This is a genomic window from Lacticaseibacillus suilingensis (assembly GCF_016861845.1).
GTDB classification, from domain to species: domain Bacteria; phylum Bacillota; class Bacilli; order Lactobacillales; family Lactobacillaceae; genus Lacticaseibacillus; species Lacticaseibacillus suilingensis.
On record NZ_BOLV01000002.1, the window covers coordinates 179,836 to 205,545 of the forward strand.

Consider the following 25,710-nt stretch of genomic DNA (forward strand, 5'->3'; position numbering starts at 1 on the left):
GGAGAGCAATATGACGTTTTGGGAGTATTTGCGCGATCGCCGCGCCGCCATGGTCTTTTTTTGCCTCGGCCTGGCACTATTTGATTTCGGGCTGTGGCTGGATCCGCGCCACCTGGTACACCCAGGGACGCTGGTTTACATCAGTCTGCTGGTGGCGTTGTTTGGCGCTGTCGTGTTGGTGTGGCAATATCGGCGCACCAAAGCCTGGGTCAATCAATTCAAGTCCCGCGCTGAGGCTGGTGAAGACGCCTTGACTTGGCGCCTGCCTGAGGCCCACCATTATGATCAGCAAGCCATTGTGGCCGCCTATAACCACGTCTTGCGCGAGCATCAAAAGACCCAATCGCAGCTGATTGCCCAACAACAAGATCAAAAGGCCTTCATTGATTCCTGGGTCCATGAGATCAAGGTGCCGCTGGCGGCGACCACCCTACTACGGGATAGTCTCGATGGCAAAGCCCCCGAGCAGCCGCTTGATGAGATGGCCCTGCAGCTGGACAAAATCAACTTTTACGTTGAGCAGGTCCTGTACTATTCGCGCCTGGACAGTTTTTCCAAGGATTACCTCCTCCGAGAATATGACCTGACCAAAATCGTCGATTCCGTGGTCGTTGATCAGCGCAACAGCTTCATCGCTGGCCAGCTCCGGTTTCAGCTGCAAGGCGGGCCGTTGACGGTAGTGACCGATGAAAAATGGCTGCGGTTTATTTTGACCCAGATTATCACCAATGCCATCAAATACACCAAACCGGGCGGCACCATCACCGCCGCCTTAGCCGACACGCCTACCGAGGCCACGCTCACGTTGAGCGACACCGGCATCGGCATTCCCGTCGATGAGCAGCATCGCGTGTTTGAAAAAGGCTTCACCGGCACCAACGGCCGCAATGCCAACCAAAAATCCACTGGCCTTGGCCTGTATCTGGCCGCCCAGCTCAGCCAAAAACTCGGCCATCACCTCACCTTAACCAGCACGGTTGACCAAGGCACCAGCGTGGTGGTGCACTTCCCCCATTTGTCCTATTACGGTGAGTCAGGCAACACGCTGACTAAACCGACTGTTGAAGAATAAAACGCACAAAAGGGGCGCTAGCTGTTCACATCGCAGCTAGCGCCCCTTTGCTTCCTCTAGCGGACCAAGTTGGCCCAAATTTTCACTTCGCCGCTCGCCAGACTGGCTGGCACATCAATGATGCGCTGGTTGGCACTGCCGCGAAACTGTAGCGTCAGATCTTTTTCGGCTTCCAAGAACCGGCCATCAACCAGAATGTCGAGCAGGTTGAGTAATTCCAGTTTGTCCGGTGATTCCTGCATCAGCTCATCCCATTTGTAGCCGGTCCAGCTCCAGATATCCTTGGTGTGGCCGAATTCACGCCGCACGCGCCGGCACAGCTGGAGGCAAGTTTGCGTATTCAAAAACGGTTCCCCGCCCAGCAGGGTGAGCCCTTGCACATAGGACTGACTAAGATCTTCGATAATCCGGTCTTCCAGCTCCTGGGTGTATGGCGTGCCATAGTGGAAGTTCTGGGCCACTTTGTTGTAGCAGCCGGGACAATTGAACTTACAACCAGACACGTAAATACTGCAGCGGACGCCTTCACCGTCAACAAAGGTGAACGGCTTGTAGTCAGCGACATAGCCTTGCGACAAATCAGAAGCCAGCCACTCCATCGGCTTAGGGTTATTCGGTAGGGTCTTTTTTGGCAACTTGCTCACTCCATTTCACGCTCCATCGTACCATATCTGGTAGTTCAAAGCATCAAAAAAGCGGCCACTGCCTGTATCTTGTGGTCGCCTGATTGTTACAACCCTTTCGCGCCAATATCATCACGCACCGCCAGTGGTCCCTGCAGCGGCGCCATGCGGGCATACGCCTCGCGCTGCGCGGCTGCTAAATCAGCCCCACTGCCAATCACGGTGAAAATCCGGCCGCCGTGGCTCACTAACGCATCACCTTGCTTGGCCACCCCTGCCGGAATCCAGTAGCCGCACTGGTCAGCGGTTGGTACCACCAGCGGCAAGGCTGGTCCGCTTTGCGGATAAGCGGGATTCACTGCCACCACCCCGCAATAGGTTTGGCCATTGAGGGTCAAAGCCGGCGCCTGCCCGGCAAGCAAGTCTAGGGTCAGCTGGTAGAAATCATTGGTCACCTGCGGCAAAAGCACCTGGGTTTCCGGATCCCCAAAACGCAGGTTGTACTCCAGAATTTTCGGCCCATGCGAGGTGAACATCAGCCCCACATACAACACCCCAGTGCTAGTCAGGCCGTCTGCGACCATCCCGGCCAAAGTTTGATCCACCAGTGCCGCCGCTTGGGCTTGCTGCGCAGTCGAGAACTGCGGGGCGGGACTAATGGCGCCCATGCCCCCAGTGTTCGGGCCAGTGTCGCCGGCAAAACGGCGCTTGTGATCCTGGGCCAACGGAAACAGCACGCGCTTGGTCCCATTGAACATCGCCAGCACCGATGCTTCCTGACCGCTTAAATATTCTTCGAGCAGCACTGGCGCTTGGGCATTTGCGGCGTAAAGTGAAGCCAGGGTGGCCTGCACAGTTTCAGGATTAGTGGCAATGGTGACGCCTTTGCCGGCAGCGAGCCCGTCTACCTTAATCACCAGCGGCAAGCTCATCATCGCCGCGGTGGCAATCGCCTCGCGCTGACTGTGGGCAACTTTCACCGCCGCCGTGGGCAAATGGTGCGCCGCCATGAAGGCTTTGGCAAACTGCTTGCTGCTTTCCAGTTGGGCCACTTTTTGCGTGGGTCCAAACACGGGCCGGCCAGCCGCCTGGAAAGCATCAACCAACCCAGCGGCAAGCGGCTGTTCAGGGCCGACAAACGTCAAATCCACGCCGGCGGCGAAAGCAACCAGCGCTGCCGTCTGCTCTTCCGTAATCGCCACTGGCGTTAACCCCAGTAGCGGCATCCCCGCGTTACCCGGCGCCACATACACCGCAGTGACTTGCCGCGAGGACAAAAAGGCTTGTCCCAGCGCACTTTCCCTGGCGCCACTGCCAATAATTAAGACTTTTGCCATGATGCGCCTCCTCTGTCCTAGTGGCGGAAGTGCCGCACGCCGGTGGTGACCATCGCAATGCCGTACTTGTCAGCCATGGCAATTGAATCTTGATCGCGAATCGAGCCGCCAGGCTGAATGATCGCCTTGATATCATGTTGCGCAGCATATTCCACACAGTCATCCATTGGGAAGAAGGCATCGGAAGCCATCACGGCACCGGCAAAATTAGCGTTCTGCTGCGCTTGCTTCAGCGCGATTTCCACCGAGCCGATGCGGTTCATTTGACCCGCGCCAATGCCTAAGGTTTGGCCTTGCTTGGCAATCACAATGGCATTGCTCTTCACGTGTTTAACCACTTGCTGAGCAAACAGCATCGCCTCGATTTGCTCAGTGGTCGGCTTTGTCTGAGTGACCACCGTCAAATCAGCTGCCGTTTCAATCGCCGTGTCGGTGGTTTGGCGCAGCACCCCACCCAGCACCGCCACGGTTTCGACGCGCGGCTCAGTCTGGGCCGGGGCTAAGGTGACCGTCAGAAGCCGCAGATTTTTCTTCTTGGCGAGCACCGCATACGCATCATCATCAAAGCTCGGGGCCATGATGATTTCCAAAAATAGCTTGTGCATTTTTTCGGCAGTTGCCAGATCCACTGGGCGATTCAGCGCAATGATGCCGCCAAAAATCGACATTGGATCAGCCGCATAGGCCTTATCCCACGCTTCCTCAATGGTGGCGCCTTGGCCAATGCCGCAGGGGTTCATGTGCTTCACTGCCACGACGGTAGGCTGCTGGTATTCATTCACCATGGCCAGCGTTGCATCGGCATCGCGAATATTGTTGAAAGACAAGGCCTTACCATGGAGCTGCTGGGCGTGGGCCAATGATTCCGCTGGCGCATCCGGCGCCACGTAAAATGCGGCATCCTGGTGGCTATTTTCGCCATAACGCAGACTTTGCTGCTTGGTGAAGGTTGGCGTGAAGGTGGCAGGGAAAGGCTCTGGATCAAGATAAGCGGCGATTTGGGCGTCATAAGCCGCGGTGGTTTGGAACACTTTGGCCGCCAGGCGCGCCCGCAGCGCCGCATCGTCTTCATCTAAGCCGGTCAGCACCTGAGCATAATCGGCAGGGTCCACCACGGCCCACACCGCCGCGGCGTTTTTCGCCGCTGCGCGCAAGGCACTGGGTCCGCCGATGTCGATTTGCTCGATAGCTTCGGCCCGGGTGGTGTTAGGTTTGGCAATGGTGGCCGCGAAAGGATACAAGTTCACCACCACGACGTCAATCGGAGTGATGTCATGGTCTGCTAAAGCTGCCATGTGCGACGCCACGTCACGCTTGGCTAAGATGCCAGCATGGATTTTGGGATGCAGGGTCTTGACTCGCCCATCCAGCATTTCCGGAAAGCCGGTCACCGTCTCCACCCCAGTCACCGGCAAGCCAGCCGCCTCCAAGGCGCGCTTGGTGCCACCTGTCGACACCAGTTCAAAATCGCGGGCGATTAGCCCTTGCGCTAATGCCACCAAGCCAGTTTTATCGAACACACTAAGCAATGCACGTTTCACGTTAAATCGCTCCTTCTTTGATGAGAGTGTCAATGGTTTGCGGTAGCAGGCGGTGCTCCACCTCATGAATCGCAGTTTCAACTTGGGCCAGCGGCTCACCAGGCGCAATGCGCACCGGCTCCTGGGCAATAATCTGCCCGGAGTCAATGCCCGCATCGACGTAATGCACCGTGACGCCGGTGACTCTTACCCCATAGGCATAGGCATCTTCAATGCCAGTGCGGCCAGGAAAACTCGGCAGCAACGCTGGATGTAAGTTGATGATGCGATTGGGAAAAGCCGCTAGCAACGTCTTGCCAATAATGCGCATGTAGCCCGCCAGTACCAGCAAATCGGCTGGCGGCAGTTGCGCAATCACCGCTTGTTCAACGGCCGCTTTCGAGGTGTGACCGTATTCAGCCATGATGACCGGAATCTGCCAGCGTGCCGCTCGCGCCAGCACCGCGGCCTGGGGCTGGTCACACACCACCGCCACAATCTCGGCCAACTGGGAATGGGCAAAATGCGCGGCTAAAGCCTCAAAGTTGGTGCCACTACCAGAGGCAAAAACAATCAACCGTTTCATAATGCCTCCCATTCCACGGCACTGGTGGTGCGAGGCACCACTTGGCCGATGATTTTGGCGTGCGGCACGGCTTGCAGCACCGCCGCGCGGTGTTCAGGGGCCACTGCCAGCACCATGCCAATGCCAAGGTTGAAGGTTTGCCGCATGACGGCAGTCGTTAACGCGCCGGCCTGTTGAATGCGGGTGAAGAGCTCCGGCCATGGCCAAGGGGTCAGCCGCGCCGCTAAATCGTCAGGCAGCATCCGCGGCACATTATCCGTAAACCCGCCGCCGGTGATATGCGCGGCGCCGTGAATCAAGTTCTCCTCAATCAGCGGCCAGACGGTATCGACGTAAATACGGGTCGGCGTCAGAAGCGCCGTGCGCATCTCTGTCCCATCACTCAGCGGCATGGTGCCAAGGTTGGTTTCCGCCAAGAGCTTGCGTACCAGCGAAAAGCCGTTGCTGTGGACCCCGCTGCTCGGCAGGCCAATCAACACATCCCCCGCCGCCACGTGCTTAGGCAAGAGCCGCTGGCGGCTGGCCAGCCCCACTGCAAACCCAGCCAAGTCGTAATGATGCTGGGGATACATGCCAGGCATTTCTGCGGTTTCACCGCCAATCAGCGCCATGTGAGCGAGGGTGCAGCCATAGGCGATCCCTTTGATCACCGTTTCGGCGCGGTCGACTTGCAACTCATCGGTAGCCATGTAATCGAGGAAAAACAGCGGCTTGGCGCCATCAGCAATCAAGTCATTAGCCACCATGGCCACCAAGTCGATGCCAATGGTGTCATGTTGATCACACTGCAGCGCCAGCAGCAATTTGGTGCCGACGCCATCCGTGGCAGCGACCAGCACAGGCTCCGCCACTTGTGGTAAGGCGTAAGCCGCCGCAAAACTGCCAAGCCCAGTGAGCACATTGGCATTCTGAGTCGCCGCCACCACTGTTTTGATGTTGGTCACCAAGGCGTTGCCCGCCTCAATATCGACGCCGGCGGCTTTATAATCCATGGCCATTACGCATTCACCTCACTGAGATCCATTGACAAACACGCCAGCTCGTCATGCAAATTGGCCGCGTAATCATCCAGCGGGGTTGGGTACTGGCCGGTGAAGTACGCCACGCACAAACCGCGATGCGGCGCTGTCGTTTGCAGACCCACGCTATCTTCTAAGCCCTGCACCGATAAAAAGCCCAAACTGTCCACGCCGAGAATGCGTTTCATCTCCGCCACACTGTGGTTAGCGGCGAATAATTCTTTGGTGGTCTGAATATCGATGCCATAAAAGCATGGGAAGCGCAGCGGCGGGCTGGCAATGCGCAGGTGCACACTTTTCGCGCCAGCCTCCTTCAACAACTGCACGATTTGCTTCGCCGTGGTGCCCCGGACAATGGAATCATCCACCAGCACCACGCGCTTACCGGCCACGGTGGCTTTAAGCACGCTGAGTTTCATCCGGACACTGCGCTCCCGCAGCGCCTGAGTGGGCTGAATGAACGTACGGGCCACATACTGACTTTTGACCAGCCCCAGTTCATAAGGAATACCGCTGGCTTGCGCGTAACCCAAGGCCGCCGAAAGCGAAGAATTCGGCACCCCGACCACAATATCAGCTTCAGCCGGCTGCTCCTTGGCCAGCTGCCGCCCCATGGCCACGCGGGCCTGGTGCACATTGACCCCGTGAATTTCGGAATCCGGCCGGGCGAAATAAACAAACTCCATGGAGCACACCGCCAGCTGGGTCTTGTCCGTGTAGGCCTGACTGTTTAGCCCTTGGTCGGTGATGCTGATGAGTTCCCCTGGCGCGATGTCTTTGATCAGCTCTGCCCCCACTGCCGTCAGCGCCGCCGTTTCACTGCACACCACGTACCCGCCGCTAGGCAACTGCCCCACCACCAGCGGCCGAAAACCCTGCGGATCGCAGGCCGCGTACAAGCCCTGTTCAGTGAGCAAGGCAAAGGCAAAGCCGCCATGCACCTGGGTCAAAGCCTCTTTCAGCTGCTCCACAAAGGTCGGCTTAGGGCTGCGCCGCAGCAGGTGCATCAAGACTTCGGTGTCGCTGGTGGATTGAAAAATCGCGCCACTGGCCTCAAGTTTGGCCCGCAAACTCATGGCGTTGGTCAGGTTGCCATTATGAGCCAAGGCGACCGCCCCATCGGCAAACCGAAACAGCAGCGGTTGGATGTTTTCCAAAATCCGCCCCCCAGCCGTGGAATACCGCACATGCCCCAGCGCGGCTGGACCGCGCAAGGCCTGCAGGTCCTCGGGATGGGCAAAGACCTGTGACACCAACCCAAAGCCATAGTGGCGCCGCAGTCCAGCCGGCGTGCGGCCGACAATGCCGGCCCCTTCCTGCCCGCGATGTTGCAAGGTGTGCAAACCCAAATGGGTCAGCTCGACGGCATGGGGATCCCCCCAGACGCCAAACACACCACATTCCTCATTGAGACTCTTTATTTGAGCTGCCATGCCAGGGCCTCCTTGTTAAGTTGCTTCAGACTCGCGACATTGGCGGCCATCGCTTGCCCCGCTGACTGCACCGTCAATTCGCCTGGCTGGGTGCGACCAAGGCGCGTGGCTAAAGGCCCGGCCAAAGCTTCAAAAGCGGCAATCTTGGCCGGCGGTACGCTGACGATAAAGCGGCTCTGGCTTTCACTGAACCACAGCGCCGGTGCCCAGTCAGCGACCACATCTGCGCCAATATTGCGGCCAAAACTCATTTCTGCTAAGGCCGTCAGCAGGCCCCCATCGCTCACATCATGTGCGGCCGACACGACGTGCTCGCGAATGGCTTGCAACACCAAGGCTTGGTTTTCTTGCTCCTGCGCCAGGTCCAGCGGCCGCAAACGCCCGCTCACATCCCCTTGCGTCATTTGCTGAAGCAGCCTGCCATTAAACTCGGCCTGAGTTTGGCCAATCACATAAACGGCCTCGCCGGCGGCTTTGAAGCTCGGACTCATGATGGCAGTTAAATCTTCAATCAAACCCACCATGCCAATCATCGGTGACGGCGCAATCGCTTCGCCGTCGGTTTCGTTGTACAGCGACACATTGCCTGAGATCACCGGCGTGTTCAGCGCCTTGGTCGCCGCGACAATGCCTTTGGCGGATTCCGCCAAACTGTAGAACTGCTCCGGTTTGGTCGGGTCGCCGTAATTCAGGCAATCGGTAATGCCCAGCGGCTCCGCGCCAGTGGCGACCAGATTACGCGCTGCTTCCGCCACGGTGATGGCCCCACCGATTTCGGGGTCCAAGGCTAAGTAGCGACCATTGGAATCAGTGGTCAACGCCAGCGCCCGGTGCGTGCCCCGCACGCGAATCACGGCAGCGTCCCCACCAGGCCCGACGATGGTGTTGGTTTGCACCTGGGCATCATAGCGGCGGAAAATCGCGGTTTTATCGGCGACGTTAGGATCTTGTAGCACCGCTTCAAGCGTTTTTTTCAGATCAATCGCGCCAGGGTCAAAATCAGCCGCGGGCTGGGCCAACCGAGCCGGCTTAATGCCGACTTGGTGATACACCGGCGCATCATCCGTCAGCAGGCTGACCGGCACATCACAAACCACTTGGCCATGCTGCAACAACTTGTATTGGTGGTCGTCGCTGACGCGGCCAATCACCACCGCGTCCAGGTCGTATTGTTTGAACACCTTGATGATCTCGGCTTCATGCCCGGTGCGCACACACAGCATCATGCGCTCTTGCGACTCCGAAAGCATAATTTCAAACGGGGTCATGTTCGGCTCGCGCTGCGGAATGAGATCCAAGTCCAGCGTCATGCCGCTGTTGGCTTTGCCGGCCATTTCCACGGTGGATGACACCAACCCGGCGGCGCCCATGTCCTGCATCCCCACCAAAGCCGCTTGATGGTCGCGGGTCACTTCAAGGCAGGCATCGACCAACAGTTTTTCCATGAAGGGATCACCGACTTGAACCGCCGAGCGATTCGCATCTTCTGCCGTCGAAAAATCACCAGAGGCAAAACTGGCGCCGTTGATGCCATCGCGGCCAGTTTTGGCGCCGACGTAAATCAGCGCATTGCCTGCCCCTGCGGCCTTGCCGCGTTGAATGGCGCTTTCGTCCATCACGCCGACGCACATCGCATTGACCAGCGGATTATTCTGGTAAGTCGACGCAAAGCGGGTTTCGCCACCCACCGTGGGAATGCCGATCGCATTGCCATAGTCACCAATGCCGGCGACCACCTGATCGATCAGCTGCTTGGTGTGGGCGTCTTGGGGATAGCCAAAGGCCAAGGCATCCAAAATCGCCACCGGCTTGGCCCCAATCGAAAAAATATCGCGAATGATCCCGCCAACCCCAGTCGCAGCGCCTTGGTACGGTTCCACCGCGCTGGGATGGTTATGGCTTTCGGCCTTGAACACCACGGCCTTGCCTTCCCCGATGGCAATCACGCCGGCGCCTTCGCCTGGCCCCATCAGTACGCGGTCGTTTTTGGTCCAAAAGGTTTTCAGCACCGGCTTGCTGTACTTATAAGCACAGTGCTCACTCCACATACCACTGGCGAGGCCAATTTCCGTGTAATTCGGCAAGCGCCCGAGTTTCTCCGCAAAGCGGTCATATTCTGATTCCGTCAAGCCCCATTCCAGATACGGCTTGGCCGTTTTGATGACCGTTGGGGTGGGTTCAGTTTGCATGGATGGCGGCTCCTTTCGTGGCTTGAATCAAGGATTGAAAGACGCCCAACCCGTCGACGCTGCCTAACAAGGCTTCAGCGGCCCGCTCCGGGTGCGGCATCATGCCCAGCACATTGCCTGCTTCATTGGTCAACCCCGCAATGTCATTCAAGCTGCCGTTGGGATTGTGCAGATAGCGAAACACCACTTGGCCATTGGCTTCCAGTTGGGCCAAGGTCGCCGGGTCCGCATAGTAATTACCTTCCCCATGTGCGATAGGCAGCGTAATCTGCTGATCTTGGGCATACGCTTGCGAAAAGGCGGTGTGAGGGTTCACCACCAGCAGCGGCTCTGGTTCACAAATGAATTGCAGACTCGTGTTCCATTGCAAGGTCCCTGGCAACAGTCCGGCTTCCGTCAAAATCTGGAACCCATTGCAGATGCCAAGCACATACCCGCCTGCCGCGGCGAACGCCTTGAGCGCTGTCATCACCGGGGCAAACTTGGCGATGGCACCGGAGCGCAGGTAATCGCCGTAAGAAAAGCCGCCTGGCACCAGGACCACATCATAGCCGGTGAGGTCCGTGACTTGATAGGACACTTTCACCGCGGTTTGCCCCAGCACCGTTCCGACGGCATGCAGCAAATCGTCATCACAGTTCGAACCCGGAAAGCTCAGCACTGCCGCCTTCATTGCGCCGCCTCCAGTGCCTTCACCGTGAAGTGGTAAGCCTCGGTGTTGACATTAGCCAGCATCTCGTCGCAAATCCGATCAACTTGCGCCTCGGCAGCGGCTTGATCTGGTGCGGTCAAGGTGAGTTCAAAGTACTTGCCCACCGAGACCGTGGCCACATTGTCATCACCAATGCGCGCCAAAGTGTTTTTGATCACTTCTGCTTTGGGATCCAGGACGGAAGGTTTGTAACTAACGTAGATTTCAGCTTTAAACATGAGCAGCTCCTCTCAGGCGATCCAAGACCGTTTGGTAGACCGGGGTCAGTGGCCCTTGCTCCTTGCGAAAGACATCTTTATCCAGCGATTCACCGGTGGCTTCATCCACTAACCGCATGTTATCTGGGGAAAGTTCATCGGCTAGCACCAAGGTACCATCAGCTAGCCACCCAAACTCCAACTTGAAGTCGACGAGCTTGATGCCAACGGCGCTAAACTGCGCCTGCAGCACCAAGTTGACTTGATCGGAAAGCGCGTGGATGGCCTCTAGCGTGGCGGGCTTGGCCCACCCTAAGGCGATAATCTGCTCGTCATTGGCAAAGGGGTCGTCTAAGGCATCAGATTTGTAGTAGCACTCGTGGACAGCAGGCTGCAGCGGCAGTAAGGGCTCAGTTTGGAACTTGCGCTGAAAACTGCCCGAGGCAAAGTTACGCACCACCGCTTCCAGCGGGACCATCTCGCACCGTTGACACAGCATCGTCTGCTGATCTGGGGTGCTCAGATAATGCGTTGGAATGCCCGCCGCCGCGACCGCTTTGAACAAAAGGGTCGAAATCTGAAGGTTTAGCGCCCCTTTGCCGCTGATTTGGACTTTCTTTTTACCATTCAAAGCGGTGGCTTGGTCCTTATACGTGACCCACAGCACCGCCGGGTCATCAGTGGCAAAGACGTCTTTGGCCTTACCGCTGTATAGCAATTCAGTTTTCTTCAAGATGTTCCTCCTCCAAAGCGACGGATGCTAAACGTTCTTCCAAGCTGCCCCCTAACACGGTCAAGTGGCCCATCTTACGGCCGGGTCGACTTTCAGCCTTGCCGTAGTCATGCAGATGCCACTCGGGATGCTGCGGCCACAATCGGCGCGCAGTGGCCAAGTCGTCACCCAGTAAATTTCGCATCACTGCTGGGGCAGTTAAGGTGATCGGTGGAATGGCCAAGCCGCAAATGCTCAGGATATGGGCCTGAAACTGAGAGAAATTCGTGGCCTCGATCGAGTAGTGGCCGGAATTATGCGGCCTGGGCGCCAGTTCGTTGACGAGGATCTCGGTGTCACTTTCAAACATTTCGACCCCTAGCACCCCACGCAAATCAAGGGCAGTCGCAATTTTAGTCGCCATTTCCACGACGCGGTGCTCCTCTAACCGGCTCAAATGCGGCGCCGGGGCCAAGGTCGTATGCAGGATATGATCCTGATGATGATTTTCCACAATTGGGAAACACCGAACGGCATCGTTGCCATCCCGAGTCACCATCACTGCCAACTCACGCGAAAAGGCCACTCGCGCCTCTAGAATGCAAGGCCCTTGCGCGACCAACGCGCGAGCGGCAGGTAAATCCTTTTCATTATTGATGTCTTGTTGACCATGCCCGTCGTAGCCGCCAGTGGTGGTTTTCAAAATCGCTGGCACCCCGATTTCGTGCACAGCGGGAATCAAAGCTTCAGCATCTGGCACCGCCGCAAAATTCGCCGTCGGTACGCCGGTGGTTTTAAGAAACGTCTTTTCCGTGATACGGTCGCGGGTAATCGCTAGCAGCCGCGTCCCTTGCGGCAAGGCCGCATATCGCTCAGCAGCTTCAAGCGCGGTTAAATCCACATTCTCGAATTCATAGGTCAGCACGTCGCTGCGCTGGGCCAATTCGTCCAGCGCGGCAATATCGTCATAAGCTGCCTGTACCTGAAAATCTGCCACTTGGCCAGCTGGTGCCTGCGGGGTGGGATCCAGCACGCCCACCGTGTAGCCCATGGCTTTGGCCGCCAGCGCCATCATGCGCCCGAGCTGGCCCCCACCCACGATGCCAATCGTGGCTGGCGGTAAAATCACCTTAGTCATCGAGCCGAGCCTCGCTTTCTTGGGCCGCCAACGTTTGCGCCTGCCGAAATGCGGTCAGGCGTTTAGCCACGCTTTGATCACGCACGCTTAAAATCGCCGCCGCGGTCAGCGCCGCATTTTTCGCCCCCGCCTCGCCAATCGCCATGGTGGCCACTGGCACCCCGGCTGGCATCTGCACAATCGACAGCAACGAGTCGACGCCATTCAACGTTCGGGTTTTGATGGGGACGCCAATCACCGGCAGCGTGGTATTTGCCGCCAGCATGCCTGGCAAATGCGCCGCGCCACCGGCACCGGCAATGATGACATCAATTCCTGCCCCGCGCGCGCTTTTGGCAAACGCGCCTAAGGTGTCTGGCATGCGATGTGCTGATATCACGTGTTTTTCAAAGGAGATACCCAACTGGGATAACAACGCCGTGGCCTGCTTCATGGTCGGCCAATCCGAGGTTGATCCCATCACGACTGCGACGGTCAAGATGGTCACCTGCTTTCTTTGATTGGTTTGAGTTTATCATGGTTAATTGAGAATCTCAACGAAAATACAAATTATTTTAATTGTATTTCGATTTATTGTTCGTGTTTTAGCCAAACTGAAAGCACAAAAAAACAGGCTTTCAGCGCCGGTTTGACGCTGAACGCCTGTCAAGACAGGGTTCTGTTTACTTTTCCGGATAGCGTTGTTCAAAATTGGCCACCGCACCGATCAAGTTCGCCGCTTCCGCGTAATGGCAAATCTTAATCACCGGATGCTGCGACGCAATTTCGATGGCCTTGAACACATTGACCATGTGCCGTTCAATCCCTGGCAGGAGCTCCGGATTACGCGACACACCGCCGCCCAACAGGAACAGCTCGGGATCATAGCTGTATTGCAGATTGAAAATCACCTGCGCCAGCGATTCGTAGAAACCTTCCACTTCCTCGTGGGCCACGCGGTCGCCATTGGCCGCCCGCTGGAACATTTCCTCGCCGGTGATCTCCTCGCCGGTGCGCTTAGCATACGCTTCAGCACGATGGACCACGGTGGCTTGCTCAGACACTGAGCGGCCATTTTGCAGCATGAAGCCAAATTCGCCGCCAAGCAAGTGGGCGCCATGTTCAACTTTCCCGTCGGCAATCAAAGCCCCGCCCACGCCAGTGCCTAGCACCAGCATGGCTACGCGGTTTTTGCCCACCGCGGCTCCACTTTTCACTTCGGCTAAGGCCGCACAGTTGGCATCATTTTCAAACGCCATGGGCAAGCCAAAGCGCTGTTCCAATTCGGGTTGAATCGGGAAGTTATGAATGTAAGGCAACGCGCTGGCGCCTTCAATCACGCCTGTGGCTTGATTGACCGCCCCGGGGGAGGAAATCGCCACCCCTTTGAGGTCGTGGCCTGCTTTCATCTTGGCCACGGCTTCAGTTAAGCAATCATAAAAGCCGGCTAAATCCTTCGGCGTCGGCTCTGCGAAGCGGTCCTGCAGTTGTTCGCCGTCCCACCGGGCAAACTTGATTGAGGTGCCACCAATATCGATTACAGCTAGTTCCATCTGCTCCATCTCCCGTTACACATTTGTATATACAAATACAGTCTAGCCGTTGGTGAGAGCGCTGTCAACGAAAGCTAGCCTTCGCCTCAAAAAAACGACTCATCCTTGAGGTTACCGTCAAGGCGAGTCGTAGTCGCTGAATTAAGCTTTTTCCCCCACCCCAAACGCAAGCCGCAGCGTTTGCATTGGATTGACGCCGCTAATCGTGTAGTACGCACTGAGCTCCCGCCATTTAACGGTGTTGCTGCGCCCCGCCGCCGTGGTGTCGATCAGAATGGCCCCGCGCTGCGCTGAGGGTAGTGTGTTATTGTGAATAAAATGATCAATGTTTTGGGCCAGCACCTTAGCATAATCAACCCCATCAGCAGTTTTGACTGTGACGGCATAATTTCCCTGATGCCAGGTCAACTTGCTCAGGTCGGCTTGCTGCTGCAGATAGGCCGTGATGTCATTCGCCAACTCTACCGCAGTCCCCACCAGCGGCTGATAAGCTAACGCCGCATCCGCCTGATCAGCTGCCGCGGTGCTGGTTGGGGTATGCTTTTGTAGAATCAATGGCGCTAGCGCCGCTTTTTGCTCCGTTGTCGTGAAGCTCAGCAGATAGTCACTGACATTGCCGCTGGCCTTGACTTGAAGCGTCTCCTCATCGGAAAACGGGGTGAAATGAGGAAACTTCACGCCAGGCAGCTTCTTTTCGGTTTGCCGGGCCAAGGTCTTTAACTGAGTCGGCGAAGTGCCGGGAATCGGTTTCGACTTGGCCGCCTGGCTGGATTCGGCAGCTGGCGGCTTAGGCGTCGCGGCACTAGCCTGTTTGCCGCAGCCAGCAGCCAACAGGAGCAAAACACAAGCGGCTAGTAATGATTTTCTCCTCATATTCACACCTCTTTCTAATTGTAGTATAGCGGATGTGATAGCGCTTGCCTACGCTTGGAGAGAAAAATTTTTGTTTCAAATTACACCATTTTTGCTTGGTACCATTCGCCTAATCAGCATTAAAGGCTTGTTTTAACTGTCCATAATTCAGTTCTGCCGTGGTCGGCACAATGATATCGGCTGCGCGCAGCACCCAATCATCACCAATCCCCACCGCAAACTGGCCGGCCGCTTTGATTGCTGCCACGCCTGCCGGTGCATCCTCAAAGCCAATCACCTCATCCGCGTCCAGACCCAGCAGCGCCTGCGCCGCCTGATAAATGTCCGGCGCCGGTTTGCCCTGGTGCACCTTGGTCGGGTCCGCCACGCCGGCGAAGTAATCAGCGATGCCCAGTTGGTCTAAAATCAGTGGCGCATTTTGCGAGGAAGAAGCAACTGCCATCATGACCCCATCGGCTTGGGCCGCTGCCAGCAAGTCGGCAATGCCAGGCAGTAGCGCTTGCGGGGTCAGACGTTTCACCAAGGCTTGGTAATGGCGATTTTTTTCTGCCATCAAACTCGCTTTTTCTGCCGCACTGAATTGTTCCAACTCATGACCATACTGCAGCAGCAGGTTTAGCGAATCCAGCCGCGACCGGCCGCGCAAATCTGCATCGGCGGCGGCTGGTAAGTCAATGTTCAGCCGCTCGGCCAGCTCGCGCCACGCCAGAAGATGATACTGTGCCGTATCCGCCAACACGCCATCCAAATCAAACAGTAATCCTTTAAGCATCCGCTTCCTCCTTAACTAAATGCTGTATGACGCCGCTCACCAACACATCCAGCGGCGCCCCTGCCAGCAAACTGATCCGCACCGAGGCCCCCACCACCACTGCCAACAACCGCCCGCGGTAATTCAGCTGGAACCGATAACCCTGCCAACCTGGCGGCAAAAACGGGTCGAACCGCAATTGGTCATGGTCATACCGCATTCCCGCGAAGCCTTGGACAATGGTCAGCCAGGCCCCAGTCATTGCTGTGATATGCAGGCCATCATCGGTGTCGGCATTGTAGTTGTCCAAATCCAGGCGCGCCGTGCGCTGGTAAAGTTCAATCGCCTTCGCCGGCCGGCCCAGTTCCGCCGCCAAAATCGCATGGACTGCTGGCGACAAGGAACTTTCATGAACCGTCAGGGGTTCGTAAAAATCAAAATTGCGCTGCTTCTGAGCAAAGGTGAATTGATCATTCAAAAAATACAACCCCTGCAGCACATCCGCTTGTTTGATAAAGGGGCTCCGTAAAATGCGATCCCAGGACCAATGCTGATTGATGGGCCGCTCTGCCGCCGGAATCGTGTTCGCCGGCCGCAAATCTTTGTCGAGGAAAGTATCATGTTGCACAAAAATCCCCAGCGCCTCATCTTCTGGATAGTACATCTGGTCAATGATGGCATGCCACTGGGCTTGCTCGGCCGCCGTCACCTGCAGACGCAAGACCGCCGCCGGATCGGCTCGCGGCAGCCGCGCCAAGGTGTACGCTAACGTCCACGTCGCCATGCGATTGGTGTACCAGTTGTTATTGACATTATTTTCATATTCATTCGGCCCCGTAACGCCATGAATCATGTATTGCCCGTGGCGCTTGGAAAAATGCACCCGGTCCGCCCAAAAGCGGCTAATGCCGACCAATACCGCAATGCCCTTCTGGTTCACATAACTTTCATCCCCGGTGTAGCGCGTATATTGCGCAATGGCAAAGGCAATGGCCGCGTTGCGGTGGATTTCTTCAAACGTGATTTCCCACTCATTATGACTCTCCAGGCCATTAAAGGTCACCATCGGATACAAGGCGCCCTTTAATCCTTGCTGCTGGGCGTTGTGGTAGGCCCAAGCAATTGATCGTACCGATACTGCAATAACGCCCGCGCCGCCGCTGGTGGGGCGATGCCAAGGTACATTGGCACCACATAAGCTTCGGTATCCCAATAGGTGGCCCCGCCATACTTTTCGCCGCTAAAGCCTTTCGGGCCCACATTGAGCCGCGGATCGGCGCCATCGTAAGTCATCAAGAGCTGCGCCAGGTTGAAGCGAATGCCTTGCTGGGCAGCGACATCGCCGGTGATTTCGACATCACATTGGGCCCAACGCTGAGCCCACAGCTGGGTCTGCATGGCTAACGCTTCAGTAAAGCTTTGCTGCTGCAACTGAGCCATCAACGCTTGCGCCACAGTGGGTTGATTGCTTGGGGCCACATCGCGGCTGGTGAGCACGATGACGTCTTTTTCCAGCACCGCCTGCTGCCCCGCCGCCAAGGCCAAATGGCCAGTGGCGACCACTTCGCCGGCGCTTGCCGTCACCGCCGCCGCAATTGGCTGGCCGTTGAGGCGTAAAGCCTGCTGCAAAAGCACGGTGAACTGCGGTACGTCATAGGGATTGGGCTTCGTCACCATTTGTAGCCAGTTGGCCGCGGCGTCAGCCTGCACTGGCACCCAAAACCGCTCGTCGTAGTTACTGTCTTCATTGACCACATTGCCGTCCAGCTTAGCGGCGTAGTCGATTTGAGCCTGGCCTTGCAGCACCTGAATAGCTACTTCAATGAACGCCGCCTGCTTCATCTGGAGGGCGAGAAAGCGGCGGAAGGTAAACTGCACCTGCACATGACCCACCTCGTAGATGAAGGAACGGGTCACTAAACCCTGATGCAGATCCAGACTAAGCGCAAAATCCCGATACCGCCCCTTCGCCAAATTCACGCGCTCCCCGTCCACCGTGAACTGCAGGTCAATGAAACTCGGCGCATTGATGGCTTTACCAAAATACGGCGGGTACCCATTCTTCCACCACCCGACGCGCGTTTGATCGGGAAACCAGACGCCACCTAAATAAGTGCCGCGCAGTGTGTCACCAGAATAGCCTTCCTCAAAGTTCCCGCGCATCCCCATGTAGCCATTGCCAATCGCCGTCAAACTCTCTTGCAGCCGCTTAGTCGCCGGTGCCAAAGTATGGGTGGCAATCACCCATGGATCAAGGTCAAACAGCCTGTTCATCGCTCTACCCTCGCTTTCACGTTTCATCACAGTTGCCTTCAAAGTTGACCGATGACGAATCCGTTTGGCGCCAGGACGCCATTCTGGTAGCCTTGGCTGAGCTCGGCGGCAGCCGTTACCGCCACCGGCCTGAACGTGGTATTGAAATAACCCACGATTTGCTCTGCGCCTGACCGAGTGACGCGGATCAAGCCTGGCGCGGTCACCATCAAGTGCACCTCACCTGTACCCAAAGTTTCCGCGTGCCGCCGCCGATAACGCACCACTGCCTGCACCTTTTGCCACCAAGCACTCCCCAGCTGCGGCCAAGCCATTGGCCGGCGATTATCAGGATCTGGCCCGCCGGTCATTCCCATTTCCGTGCCGTAATACAACCCTGGCATGCCCGGCTGCAAGAACGTAAACGCCAGCGTCTGCAAGGCTAATGCTTGGTCGCCACCAGCTTGAGTAAGCAGCCGCGGCGTATCATGCGAATCCAGCAAATTCAGCATGGCTTGATTGATTGGGGTGCGATACCACATGCGCTGATCGGCTAGCTGCGCCACCAGCGCCGGCGCATCAAGCTCGCCGGTCAAAAAATGGACCAAGATGGTTTCAGTAGCAGGATAATTCATCACGCCATCAAACTGATCGCCAGTTAACCACGGCTGGCTAGAATGCCAAACCTCCCCTAGCAGCAAGCAATCAGGCTTAACGGCATGCACCGCTGCCCGCAACTGCCGCCAAAAATGATGATCCACCTCATTGGCCACATCGAGCCGCCAGGCATCGATGTCAAACTGCCTGAGCCAATAGGTTGCGACCCCGAGCAGATACGCCTGCACCTCAGGATTGGCCGTGTTCAGTTTAGGCATGCTGGCTTCAAAGGCAAAGGTGTCATAGGTCAACGGAGCGGTTTGGCTCGGCGCCAGCGTAGGGCCATGAAGATGAAACCACCCGGCAAACCGTGATTGGCGACCGTGTTTGACCACATCCTGCCACTGCGGGCTTTGCGTCCCGAGATGATTGAACACGCCATCCAGCATCACCCTCATGCCCCGCTGATGCGCTGCGTTCACCACCTGTGCGAACAAGGCCTTGTTGCCAAAAGCAGGGTCGATTGCGTAATGGTCAACCGTGTCGTATTTATGATTGGAAGGGGCAGCAAACAGCGGGCAGAAGTATAGCCCATTGACGCCGAGCGCCTCCAGATCTGGCAAGTGATCAAGCACCCCTTGCAAATCGCCGCCGAAATAATCCGTGCGCGATGGATGCGCGTCAGGGTTCCAAGCGCGCACCCCAGCGGGATCATTACTCAAATCCCCGTTGGCAAACCGGTCTGGAAAAACCTCATACCACACGATGCTCGCCGCCCACGTCGGCGGACAAGCGGCATCAATGGCATGCAAATACGGCAGCCGAAAGCCATCACGCTGGCGATTAGCTGGCGTATCAGCACGCAAACCGCGGTCGGTGGCTAGCAACACCGTGCCATCAACGCCCACTACCTGGAACAGATATTGCAACCGCCGATAGGGCACTGTGATGGCAACAGTCCAGTGATCATCGGTCGCCCCAATGGCTGCGCGCACCATCGCCTGGGTTTGGTAAGCCCACACTGGAGTGCCTTCACCGTCGACCTCCGTCAGGTACGGGTCGCCATACAACAAGTTCACCTGGACGACATCGCCTTTGGCCGTGTGAAAACGTACCTCCACCTGGTTTGGCCCTAGCAAATAGCAATCCTCTGAATCTGGTCGATGTTTAAGCGCTGCTGTATTCATCGCTTTGCCTCCTTGTATGCGCTTTCAGATTACGCAATATTGGCCAAGGCGACAAGTAAAACCACTTGGAATCAAAAAACCACCGCGATTGCTCGCGGTGGTTTTGCAGAACTGGTTTACTTGTCTTCCGCGGTAAATTCGGCAACGAGCTTTTCGTTGTCTTCATTCGTCGTGGATTCAGTAACAGCACGTTCTGCCAACGTCTGCATGTATTCAGCAGACAGGTGCTTCATCTGACTGCGCACGCGCAGAACAGACGTTGCTGACATGGAGAACTCGTCGAGTCCCATGCCCATCAAGATTGGCACCATGATTGGGTCGCCAGCGGCTTCCCCACACATGCCAGCCCACTTGCCTTCTTTGTGTGCCGAGTCGATGATGTGCTTGACTAAGCGCAGAATAGAAGGGTTGTATGGCTGATACAGGTAGGAAACGCGTTCGTTACCCCGGTCAGCGGCCATCGTGTACTGGATTAAGTCGTTGGTCCCGATTGAGAAGAAGTCAGCAACCTTGGCGAACTGATCGGCCAAAACCGCTGCGGCAGGAATTTCCATCATCATCCCGGTTTGGATGTTGTCGGAAACCTTGACGCCTTCTTGAACCAACTTGTCCTTTTCTTCCAAGAAAATCTTCTTGGCCGCTTTGAACTCGTTGATGGTCCCAATCATTGGGAACATGATCCGCAGATTACCAAAGGCAGACGCCCGAATGAGCGCACGCAACTGGGTGCGGAAGATATCCTGCCGGTCCAAGCTGATGCGAATCGCACGATAACCCAAGAATGGGTTGTCTTCAGCTGGCAGTGGCAGGTATGGCAGCTTCTTGTCACCACCAATGTCCATGGTCCGCACAACGACTGGTTTTGGATTCATGGCTTCCAAGACTTGTTTGTAAGCCTGGAATTGGTCTTCTTCGCTAGGCAGCTCAGAAGAATCCATGTACAAGAACTCAGTCCGGTACAAACCGATGGCTTCAGCCCCATTAGCCAGCACGCCATCCAAATCCTTAGGCGTCCCGATGTTGGCCCCAAGTTCAAAATGCTTACCATCGGCGGTGATGGTCTTAGCTGTCTTCAGCTGAGCCCATTCTGCCTTCTGGGCGGCATAATCCTTAGCGGCTTTTTCGGAAGCGGCGATTTGATCGGCGCTTGGGTCGATGGTGACTTCACCAGTCAAGCCATTAACTGTCAAGGTCTGGCCGTTAGTGACATCTTTGGTCACTTCATCTGTCCCAACGACAGCTGGAATTTCCAAAGAACGAGCCATGATCGCGCTGTGCGCAGTCCGGCCACCAATATCGGTTACGAACGCCTTGACGAATTTCTTATTCAGCTGAGCGGTATCAGATGGGGTCAAATCGTGGGCAACCACAATGACTTCTGAATCAATCAGCGCTGGGTTCGGCAACGAACGACCAAGCAAATGCGCCAATACACGCGTGGACACGTCGCGGATATCCGCTGCGCGTTCTTGCATGTACGGGTTGTCGGTCATAGCCTCGAAGGTCGTGATAAAACCGTCGGAAACTGACTTCAACGCTGATTCAGCGTTAACGCTGTCGTCTTTGATCTGAGTTTCAATGGCACCAGTGAACTCTGGGTCAGCCAAAATCATCATGTGGGCATCGAAGACTTGCGCCTCTTCTTCCCCTAATGACTCAGCTGCTTTAGCCCGGATGGTCTCCAGTTCCGAATTACTTTGATCGAGGGCGGTGTGCAACCGGTCGATTTCCTTTTGTGCATCATCAATCGTGGACTTTGAAAATGACAAATCGGGTTGCACTAAGAGGTATGCCTTCGCCGTAGCGACGCCATCACTTGCCGCGATCCCTTTAAGTTCTTTTGTCATTAGTTGGACAGGCCTTCCTTTTTCATCGTTTCTTCGATTGCAGCGATGGCTTCTTTTTCATCAGCGCCTTCTGCGGAAATCGTAACGTCGGCACCCTGGCCAACGCCCAGGCTCATAACGCCCATGATGGACTTCAAGTTAACGCTCTTGCCCTTGTATTCAAGGTTGATATCTGAGTTGAACTTGCTTGCAGCCTGAACCAGCAAGGTGGCTGGACGGGCGTGGATCCCTGTTTCTGCTACAACATTAAATTCGCGTTTTTCCATGACTAATCTGCTCCTTCGTATTTAAACTTTTGCCGAATAGAATGAGGCATTCTATTTCTTGTAAACCTTACCATTATTCCGTTTTCACGGCAAGTGGTGGCTGTGGTTTTATTCATCCGTTGCGGATTGGTAGTGATAAATAATGATGCCCTCACGCTTAGCTGAGCCAACGATTTCTTTGCGTGCTGGGTAATTGGTCCAGGCGCTACGAAAAGCCAGGAACGTTTCTGGCGTGATCTCGATCTCATCAAGCTTGCCAGCCCGTAAATCGTCCATCATTTGCACGTAATCAGGTGCCATTCGCTTGCCCCCTCTCCGGAGACTATTTTAGACTAGAGGGGGCAGGATGACTAGTCATTCAACCTGCGTTTAACGCCAAAAATGTATGGTTTAGGCCGCGAGTGTGGTCGAGGTGGCGACGAGGCGCGGCAATGCGGCTACGGGGTCGGCTGGAGCCACCGGGCGGTCTCCAGCCTCAAATGCGAGCCAGCATCGCTGACGCTCAACGCTGTCTCCCATTTGCCCCCAGTCGGCACAGGAGCAGCCTGCTACGCAGTCTCCTCGTGTGCCGACTGTTTCGCTGCCGCACTACCGCGCCTCTCTGCCACCTCGACCACACCCGCTAGTTAACAGTAACGACTTCGCTTTTAGTTCTCCGTAGCTCTATCAATTTCTCCCCTTCATCTATGGTCGTCAGATGGCCGTTGGCACAATAGCCGTTGGCACGATAAAGGATGAAACTCGCACGGTCAGCAAGTAACTCTACTGTTATCGAGCGGGTGCGCTGGTGCGGGGCGGAGCTTGGGGCGCGAGGCTCGCTGTGAAACGATGAGGACTAGTCAGACTGCGCATTTGGCAGGCTGACCAGTCCTCATCGCGGCAAAGTTGAAGACAGCAATGAGCGAAGCGAAGCTGGCTTCAACTTTAGGCCCGAGACCGCCTTTCGGCTCGGGCCGGCCGCACCGCCAGCCTTGCGCCCCAAGCGGAGCCCACCACCAGTGCCACCCGCGTCCTCCGAACAAAAAGTAAGAAAAATTAGCACTCTATGGTCGAGAGTGCTTGCATTTTGGTTTGAAGGGTGTAAACTTAAACCAAGGTCAAAGAAGGTCAAAATTCTTGACCACTCTGCAAAGCGGCAGAGGAAGCGAAGAAGAAAGGTTGTGAACAACGGTGCTCTGTGAAAACTGCCATCAAAACCCGGCCACCATTCACCTGTATACCAGCGTCAATGGCCAGCGCCAGGAAATCAACCTATGCCAAAACTGCTATCAGCAGCTTAAACAACAAGCAGGAGGCAATATGAACCCAACGAATGCAAGTAACGATCCGTTCGGCTTCAACAGCCTTGATGACATCTTCCGCGCCATGGCTAATGGCGCCCAAGGCCAGCCAGACCAAACTCCACCCACCCAAAGCGGGCGCGGCGGCAATGGTAATGGCAACGGCCGCGGGGGCAATGGTCGCGGCGGCCAAGGCGGCAATTCCGTCTTAGGCCAATTCGGCGTGAACCTCACGGCGAAAGCGAAAAATGGCGAAATCGATCCGGTCATCGGCCGTGATGGTGAAATCGCCCGCGTCATTGAGATTTTGAACCGCCGCACGAAGAATAACCCCGTCCTTATCGGGGAAGCTGGGGTGGGTAAAACCGCCGTGGTTGAAGGGCTCGCCCTGAAGATTGCTAACGGTGAAGTCCCAACCAAACTGCAAGACCGCCAAGTCGTCCAACTCGACGTGGTTTCCCTAGTGCAAGGCACTGGGATCCGCGGCCAGTTCGAACAGCGGATGCAACAGCTGATTGATGAACTGAAAAAGAACCCGAATATCATTTTATTTATCGACGAAATTCACGAAATCGTCGGGGCGGGTAACGCTGAAGGCGGCATGGACGCCGGTAACGTGCTCAAGCCTGCCCTCGCCCGCGGCGAACTGCAGCTGGTCGGCGCAACGACTTCCAATGAATATCGGCAAATCGAAAAGGACTCTGCCCTCGCCCGGCGTCTGCAGCCAGTCACTGTGGAAGAACCGAGTCCTGAAGAAACGATTGAAATTCTCAAAGGCATCCAGCCACGCTACGAAGCGTATCACCATGTGAAATACACCGATGATGCGATTGAAGCCGCGGTGAACTTGTCCAATCGCTACATCCAGGATCGCTATTTGCCGGACAAGGCCATCGACCTGCTCGATGAGGCCGGCTCGCGCAAGAATTTGACCATCACGGTGGCTGATCCCAAAGCTATTCAGGCCAAAATCGATGAAGCCGAAAAGCAAAAGCAAGATGCTCTGAAGCAGGAAGACTACGAAAAGGCCGCCTTCTATCGCGATCAAGTGTCGAAGCTAGAGAAAATGCAGCAAACGGACACCAAGCAAGCTGCCAGCGATACGCCTTCAGTCACCGAAAAGGACATGGAACAGATCGTTGAACAGATGACGAATATCCCAGTCGGTGAGCTCAAGGAGCAAGAACAGCAGCAGCTGAAGAATTTGGTGCCAGATCTGGAAAGCCACGTCATTGGTCAAAACCAGGCCGTGGAAAAAGTGGCTCGCGCCATTCGCCGCAACCGAATCGGCTTCAACAAGACCGGCCGTCCAATCGGTTCCTTCCTGTTCGTCGGCCCGACTGGCGTGGGTAAAACCGAGCTGGCCAAGCAGCTGGCGAAAGAACTATTTGGTTCTGAGAACGCGATGATCCGTTTTGACATGTCGGAGTACATGGAAAAATTCAGCGTGTCTAAGCTCATCGGTTCGCCTCCTGGCTATGTCGGCTACGAAGAAGCCGGCCAGCTGACCGAGCAAGTACGGCGCAATCCGTACAGCTTGATTTTGCTGGATGAAATCGAAAAGGCCCACCCTGATGTGATGAACATGTTCTTGCAGATTCTGGACGACGGCCGCCTGACGGATAGTCAAGGCCGCACGGTTTCCTTCAAAGACACCATCATCATCATGACTTCCAACGCCGGCTCCACCGACGCCGAAGCCAATGTCGGGTTTGGTGCTTCGATTAACGGTACCTCTAAGTCCGTCCTTAATCAGCTGGGCAACTACTTCAAGCCCGAATTCCTTAACCGCTTCGATGATATTGTCGAATTCAAGGCTTTGGACAAGGCAGATCTGATGAAGATTGTCAGCTTGATGATTGCCGACACCAACGCCAACATCAAAGACCAAGGTTTGACGATTAAGGTCACCGAGCCGGTCAAAGAGAAGTTGGTTGAGCTGGGCTATGACCCAGCGATGGGTGCCCGCCCGTTGCGCCGTGTCATTCAGGAACAAATCGAAGACCGCGTGGCCGACTACTATCTAGATCACCCACAAGCCAAAGCGCTCGAGGCACGAATTGAAAAAGGTGATATTGCTATCACCGATAGTGCCACCGCTTAGCGCCTTTGCCGCCAGTTTCGATGCGAAACTGGCGGCTTTTTTGTTATTTTAAGGACTCGTGACGGATTAAAATGATGAGTTATAACAGAATAGTGAGAAAGTTTTGGTTTTTGGTCACCGTTCCCTTATAATGAAGACAGATAATTCGAGACTGGGGGCATACATTATGCGGTTGATCGACAACACCAATAGCTACCCGCATCTGGTGGCACAGCAACTCGCCCATACCGACACGAACTATATCAAGGTCTATTCCCTAGGGAGTACCACAGTGATTTTCACCAGGGCGCAGGGCCACGATGAGTTACTGTTCACCAATGAGCGGCGCAATATCAAAGATCCAGAAATTGCCTTTGCGTTGGATAAGCTCTCCAATGTCGCCTTTAAGGATGTCAACGTCATTCGCGGCGATAAGCTCGCCGAAGTGTCCTTGACCACGGAAGAAATCTGATTAAAGGCGAGGCGCCAGCACATGGCGCCTT

General features: G+C 55.9%; 22 protein-coding genes and 1 pseudogene. 3 read left to right on the plus strand and 20 right to left on the minus strand.

The genetic code is table 11. The annotated features are described in order from the left end of the window. Window positions 1-10 precede the first annotated feature (10 nt). Window positions 11-1,072, plus strand: coding sequence for a sensor histidine kinase (locus JUF11_RS02285; protein ID WP_204118122.1), 1,062 nt, complete (start codon window positions 11-13; stop codon window positions 1,070-1,072). Window positions 1,073-1,128: 56 nt separating this feature from the next. On the opposite strand, the gene nrdG is transcribed toward JUF11_RS02285, so the two are convergent. The 20 genes and pseudogenes from nrdG to ykzS form a co-directional block, all read right to left on the minus strand. Then, complete coding sequence (gene nrdG, locus JUF11_RS02290) at window positions 1,129-1,671, minus strand: anaerobic ribonucleoside-triphosphate reductase activating protein (RefSeq protein ID WP_373305849.1); 543 nt, start codon at window positions 1,669-1,671, stop codon at window positions 1,129-1,131. Window positions 1,672-1,802: 131 nt separating this feature from the next. Continuing rightward, entirely contained in the window at window positions 1,803-3,032 is a 1,230-nt protein-coding gene (gene purD / locus JUF11_RS02295; RefSeq protein WP_204118123.1) for a phosphoribosylamine--glycine ligase, read from the minus strand. 17 nt (window positions 3,033-3,049) lie between these two features. Continuing rightward, window positions 3,050-4,573, minus strand: coding sequence for a bifunctional phosphoribosylaminoimidazolecarboxamide formyltransferase/IMP cyclohydrolase (gene purH / locus JUF11_RS02300; RefSeq protein WP_204118124.1), 1,524 nt, complete (start codon window positions 4,571-4,573; stop codon window positions 3,050-3,052). Between the two features lies 1 nt (window position 4,574). Next, on the minus strand, window positions 4,575-5,138 hold the full coding sequence (gene purN, locus JUF11_RS02305; protein ID WP_204118125.1) for a phosphoribosylglycinamide formyltransferase: 564 nt from the start codon (window positions 5,136-5,138) through the stop codon (window positions 4,575-4,577). Beyond that, window positions 5,135-6,136 (minus strand): phosphoribosylformylglycinamidine cyclo-ligase, encoded by a 1,002-nt coding sequence (gene purM / locus JUF11_RS02310; protein WP_204118126.1) that lies wholly within the window; start codon window positions 6,134-6,136, stop codon window positions 5,135-5,137. Before purM ends, purN begins: the two co-directional genes overlap by 4 nt. Beyond that, window positions 6,136-7,590: an amidophosphoribosyltransferase gene (gene purF / locus JUF11_RS02315; protein ID WP_204118127.1), complete on the minus strand. Its 1,455-nt coding sequence runs from the start codon at window positions 7,588-7,590 to the stop codon at window positions 6,136-6,138. The genes purM and purF overlap by 1 nt, the downstream gene beginning before the upstream one ends. Then, a complete protein-coding gene (purL, locus tag JUF11_RS02320; RefSeq protein ID WP_204118128.1) occupies window positions 7,575-9,779 on the minus strand; it encodes a phosphoribosylformylglycinamidine synthase subunit PurL in 2,205 nt (734 codons plus the stop codon). Before purL ends, purF begins: the two co-directional genes overlap by 16 nt. Then, window positions 9,769-10,452 (minus strand): phosphoribosylformylglycinamidine synthase subunit PurQ, encoded by a 684-nt coding sequence (gene purQ, locus JUF11_RS02325; protein ID WP_204118129.1) that lies wholly within the window; start codon window positions 10,450-10,452, stop codon window positions 9,769-9,771. Before purQ ends, purL begins: the two co-directional genes overlap by 11 nt. Then, window positions 10,449-10,709, minus strand: a complete 261-nt coding sequence (purS, locus tag JUF11_RS02330; protein WP_204118130.1) for a phosphoribosylformylglycinamidine synthase subunit PurS — start codon at window positions 10,707-10,709, stop codon at window positions 10,449-10,451. Before purS ends, purQ begins: the two co-directional genes overlap by 4 nt. Further along, complete coding sequence (gene purC / locus JUF11_RS02335; protein WP_204118175.1) at window positions 10,702-11,424, minus strand: phosphoribosylaminoimidazolesuccinocarboxamide synthase; 723 nt, start codon at window positions 11,422-11,424, stop codon at window positions 10,702-10,704. The genes purS and purC overlap by 8 nt, the downstream gene beginning before the upstream one ends. After that, on the minus strand, window positions 11,408-12,538 hold the full coding sequence (gene purK, locus JUF11_RS02340; protein ID WP_204118131.1) for a 5-(carboxyamino)imidazole ribonucleotide synthase: 1,131 nt from the start codon (window positions 12,536-12,538) through the stop codon (window positions 11,408-11,410). Before purK ends, purC begins: the two co-directional genes overlap by 17 nt. Further along, complete coding sequence (gene purE / locus JUF11_RS02345) at window positions 12,531-13,019, minus strand: 5-(carboxyamino)imidazole ribonucleotide mutase (protein ID WP_204118176.1); 489 nt, start codon at window positions 13,017-13,019, stop codon at window positions 12,531-12,533. Before purE ends, purK begins: the two co-directional genes overlap by 8 nt. A gap of 181 nt (window positions 13,020-13,200) precedes the next feature. Further along, a complete protein-coding gene (locus JUF11_RS02350; RefSeq protein ID WP_204118132.1) occupies window positions 13,201-14,070 on the minus strand; it encodes an ROK family protein in 870 nt (289 codons plus the stop codon). A 141-nt stretch (window positions 14,071-14,211) separates the two neighbouring features. Continuing rightward, window positions 14,212-14,943, minus strand: coding sequence for a hypothetical protein (locus JUF11_RS02355; RefSeq protein ID WP_204118133.1), 732 nt, complete (start codon window positions 14,941-14,943; stop codon window positions 14,212-14,214). A gap of 109 nt (window positions 14,944-15,052) precedes the next feature. After that, the gene (gene pgmB / locus JUF11_RS02360; protein ID WP_204118134.1) at window positions 15,053-15,715 is read right to left on the minus strand and encodes a beta-phosphoglucomutase; all 663 of its coding nucleotides are present in this window, start codon (window positions 15,713-15,715) and stop codon (window positions 15,053-15,055) included. Next, a pseudogene (locus JUF11_RS02365) lies at window positions 15,708-17,968 on the minus strand (family 65 glycosyl hydrolase domain-containing protein). Before JUF11_RS02365 ends, pgmB begins: the two are co-directional and overlap by 8 nt. A gap of 38 nt (window positions 17,969-18,006) precedes the next feature. Further along, window positions 18,007-19,731 (minus strand): glycoside hydrolase family 13 protein, encoded by a 1,725-nt coding sequence (locus tag JUF11_RS02370; protein WP_204118135.1) that lies wholly within the window; start codon window positions 19,729-19,731, stop codon window positions 18,007-18,009. A 116-nt stretch (window positions 19,732-19,847) separates the two neighbouring features. After that, window positions 19,848-21,578: a phosphoenolpyruvate--protein phosphotransferase gene (ptsP, locus tag JUF11_RS02375; RefSeq protein ID WP_125581834.1), complete on the minus strand. Its 1,731-nt coding sequence runs from the start codon at window positions 21,576-21,578 to the stop codon at window positions 19,848-19,850. Continuing rightward, complete coding sequence (locus tag JUF11_RS02380; protein WP_054665507.1) at window positions 21,578-21,844, minus strand: phosphocarrier protein HPr; 267 nt, start codon at window positions 21,842-21,844, stop codon at window positions 21,578-21,580. The genes ptsP and JUF11_RS02380 overlap by 1 nt, the downstream gene beginning before the upstream one ends. A gap of 108 nt (window positions 21,845-21,952) precedes the next feature. Beyond that, window positions 21,953-22,144: a protein YkzS gene (gene ykzS / locus JUF11_RS02385; protein WP_125581832.1), complete on the minus strand. Its 192-nt coding sequence runs from the start codon at window positions 22,142-22,144 to the stop codon at window positions 21,953-21,955. Between the two features lie 870 nt (window positions 22,145-23,014). Between ykzS and JUF11_RS02390 the strand changes: the two genes are divergently transcribed. Beyond that, window positions 23,015-25,228: an ATP-dependent Clp protease ATP-binding subunit gene (locus JUF11_RS02390; protein ID WP_204118136.1), complete on the plus strand. Its 2,214-nt coding sequence runs from the start codon at window positions 23,015-23,017 to the stop codon at window positions 25,226-25,228. Window positions 25,229-25,394: 166 nt separating this feature from the next. Continuing rightward, window positions 25,395-25,679 carry a DUF1827 family protein gene (locus tag JUF11_RS02395; protein ID WP_125581828.1) on the plus strand — a complete coding sequence of 95 codons (285 nt, stop codon included), beginning with the start codon at window positions 25,395-25,397 and terminating at the stop codon, window positions 25,677-25,679. Window positions 25,680-25,710: the final 31 nt, after the last annotated feature.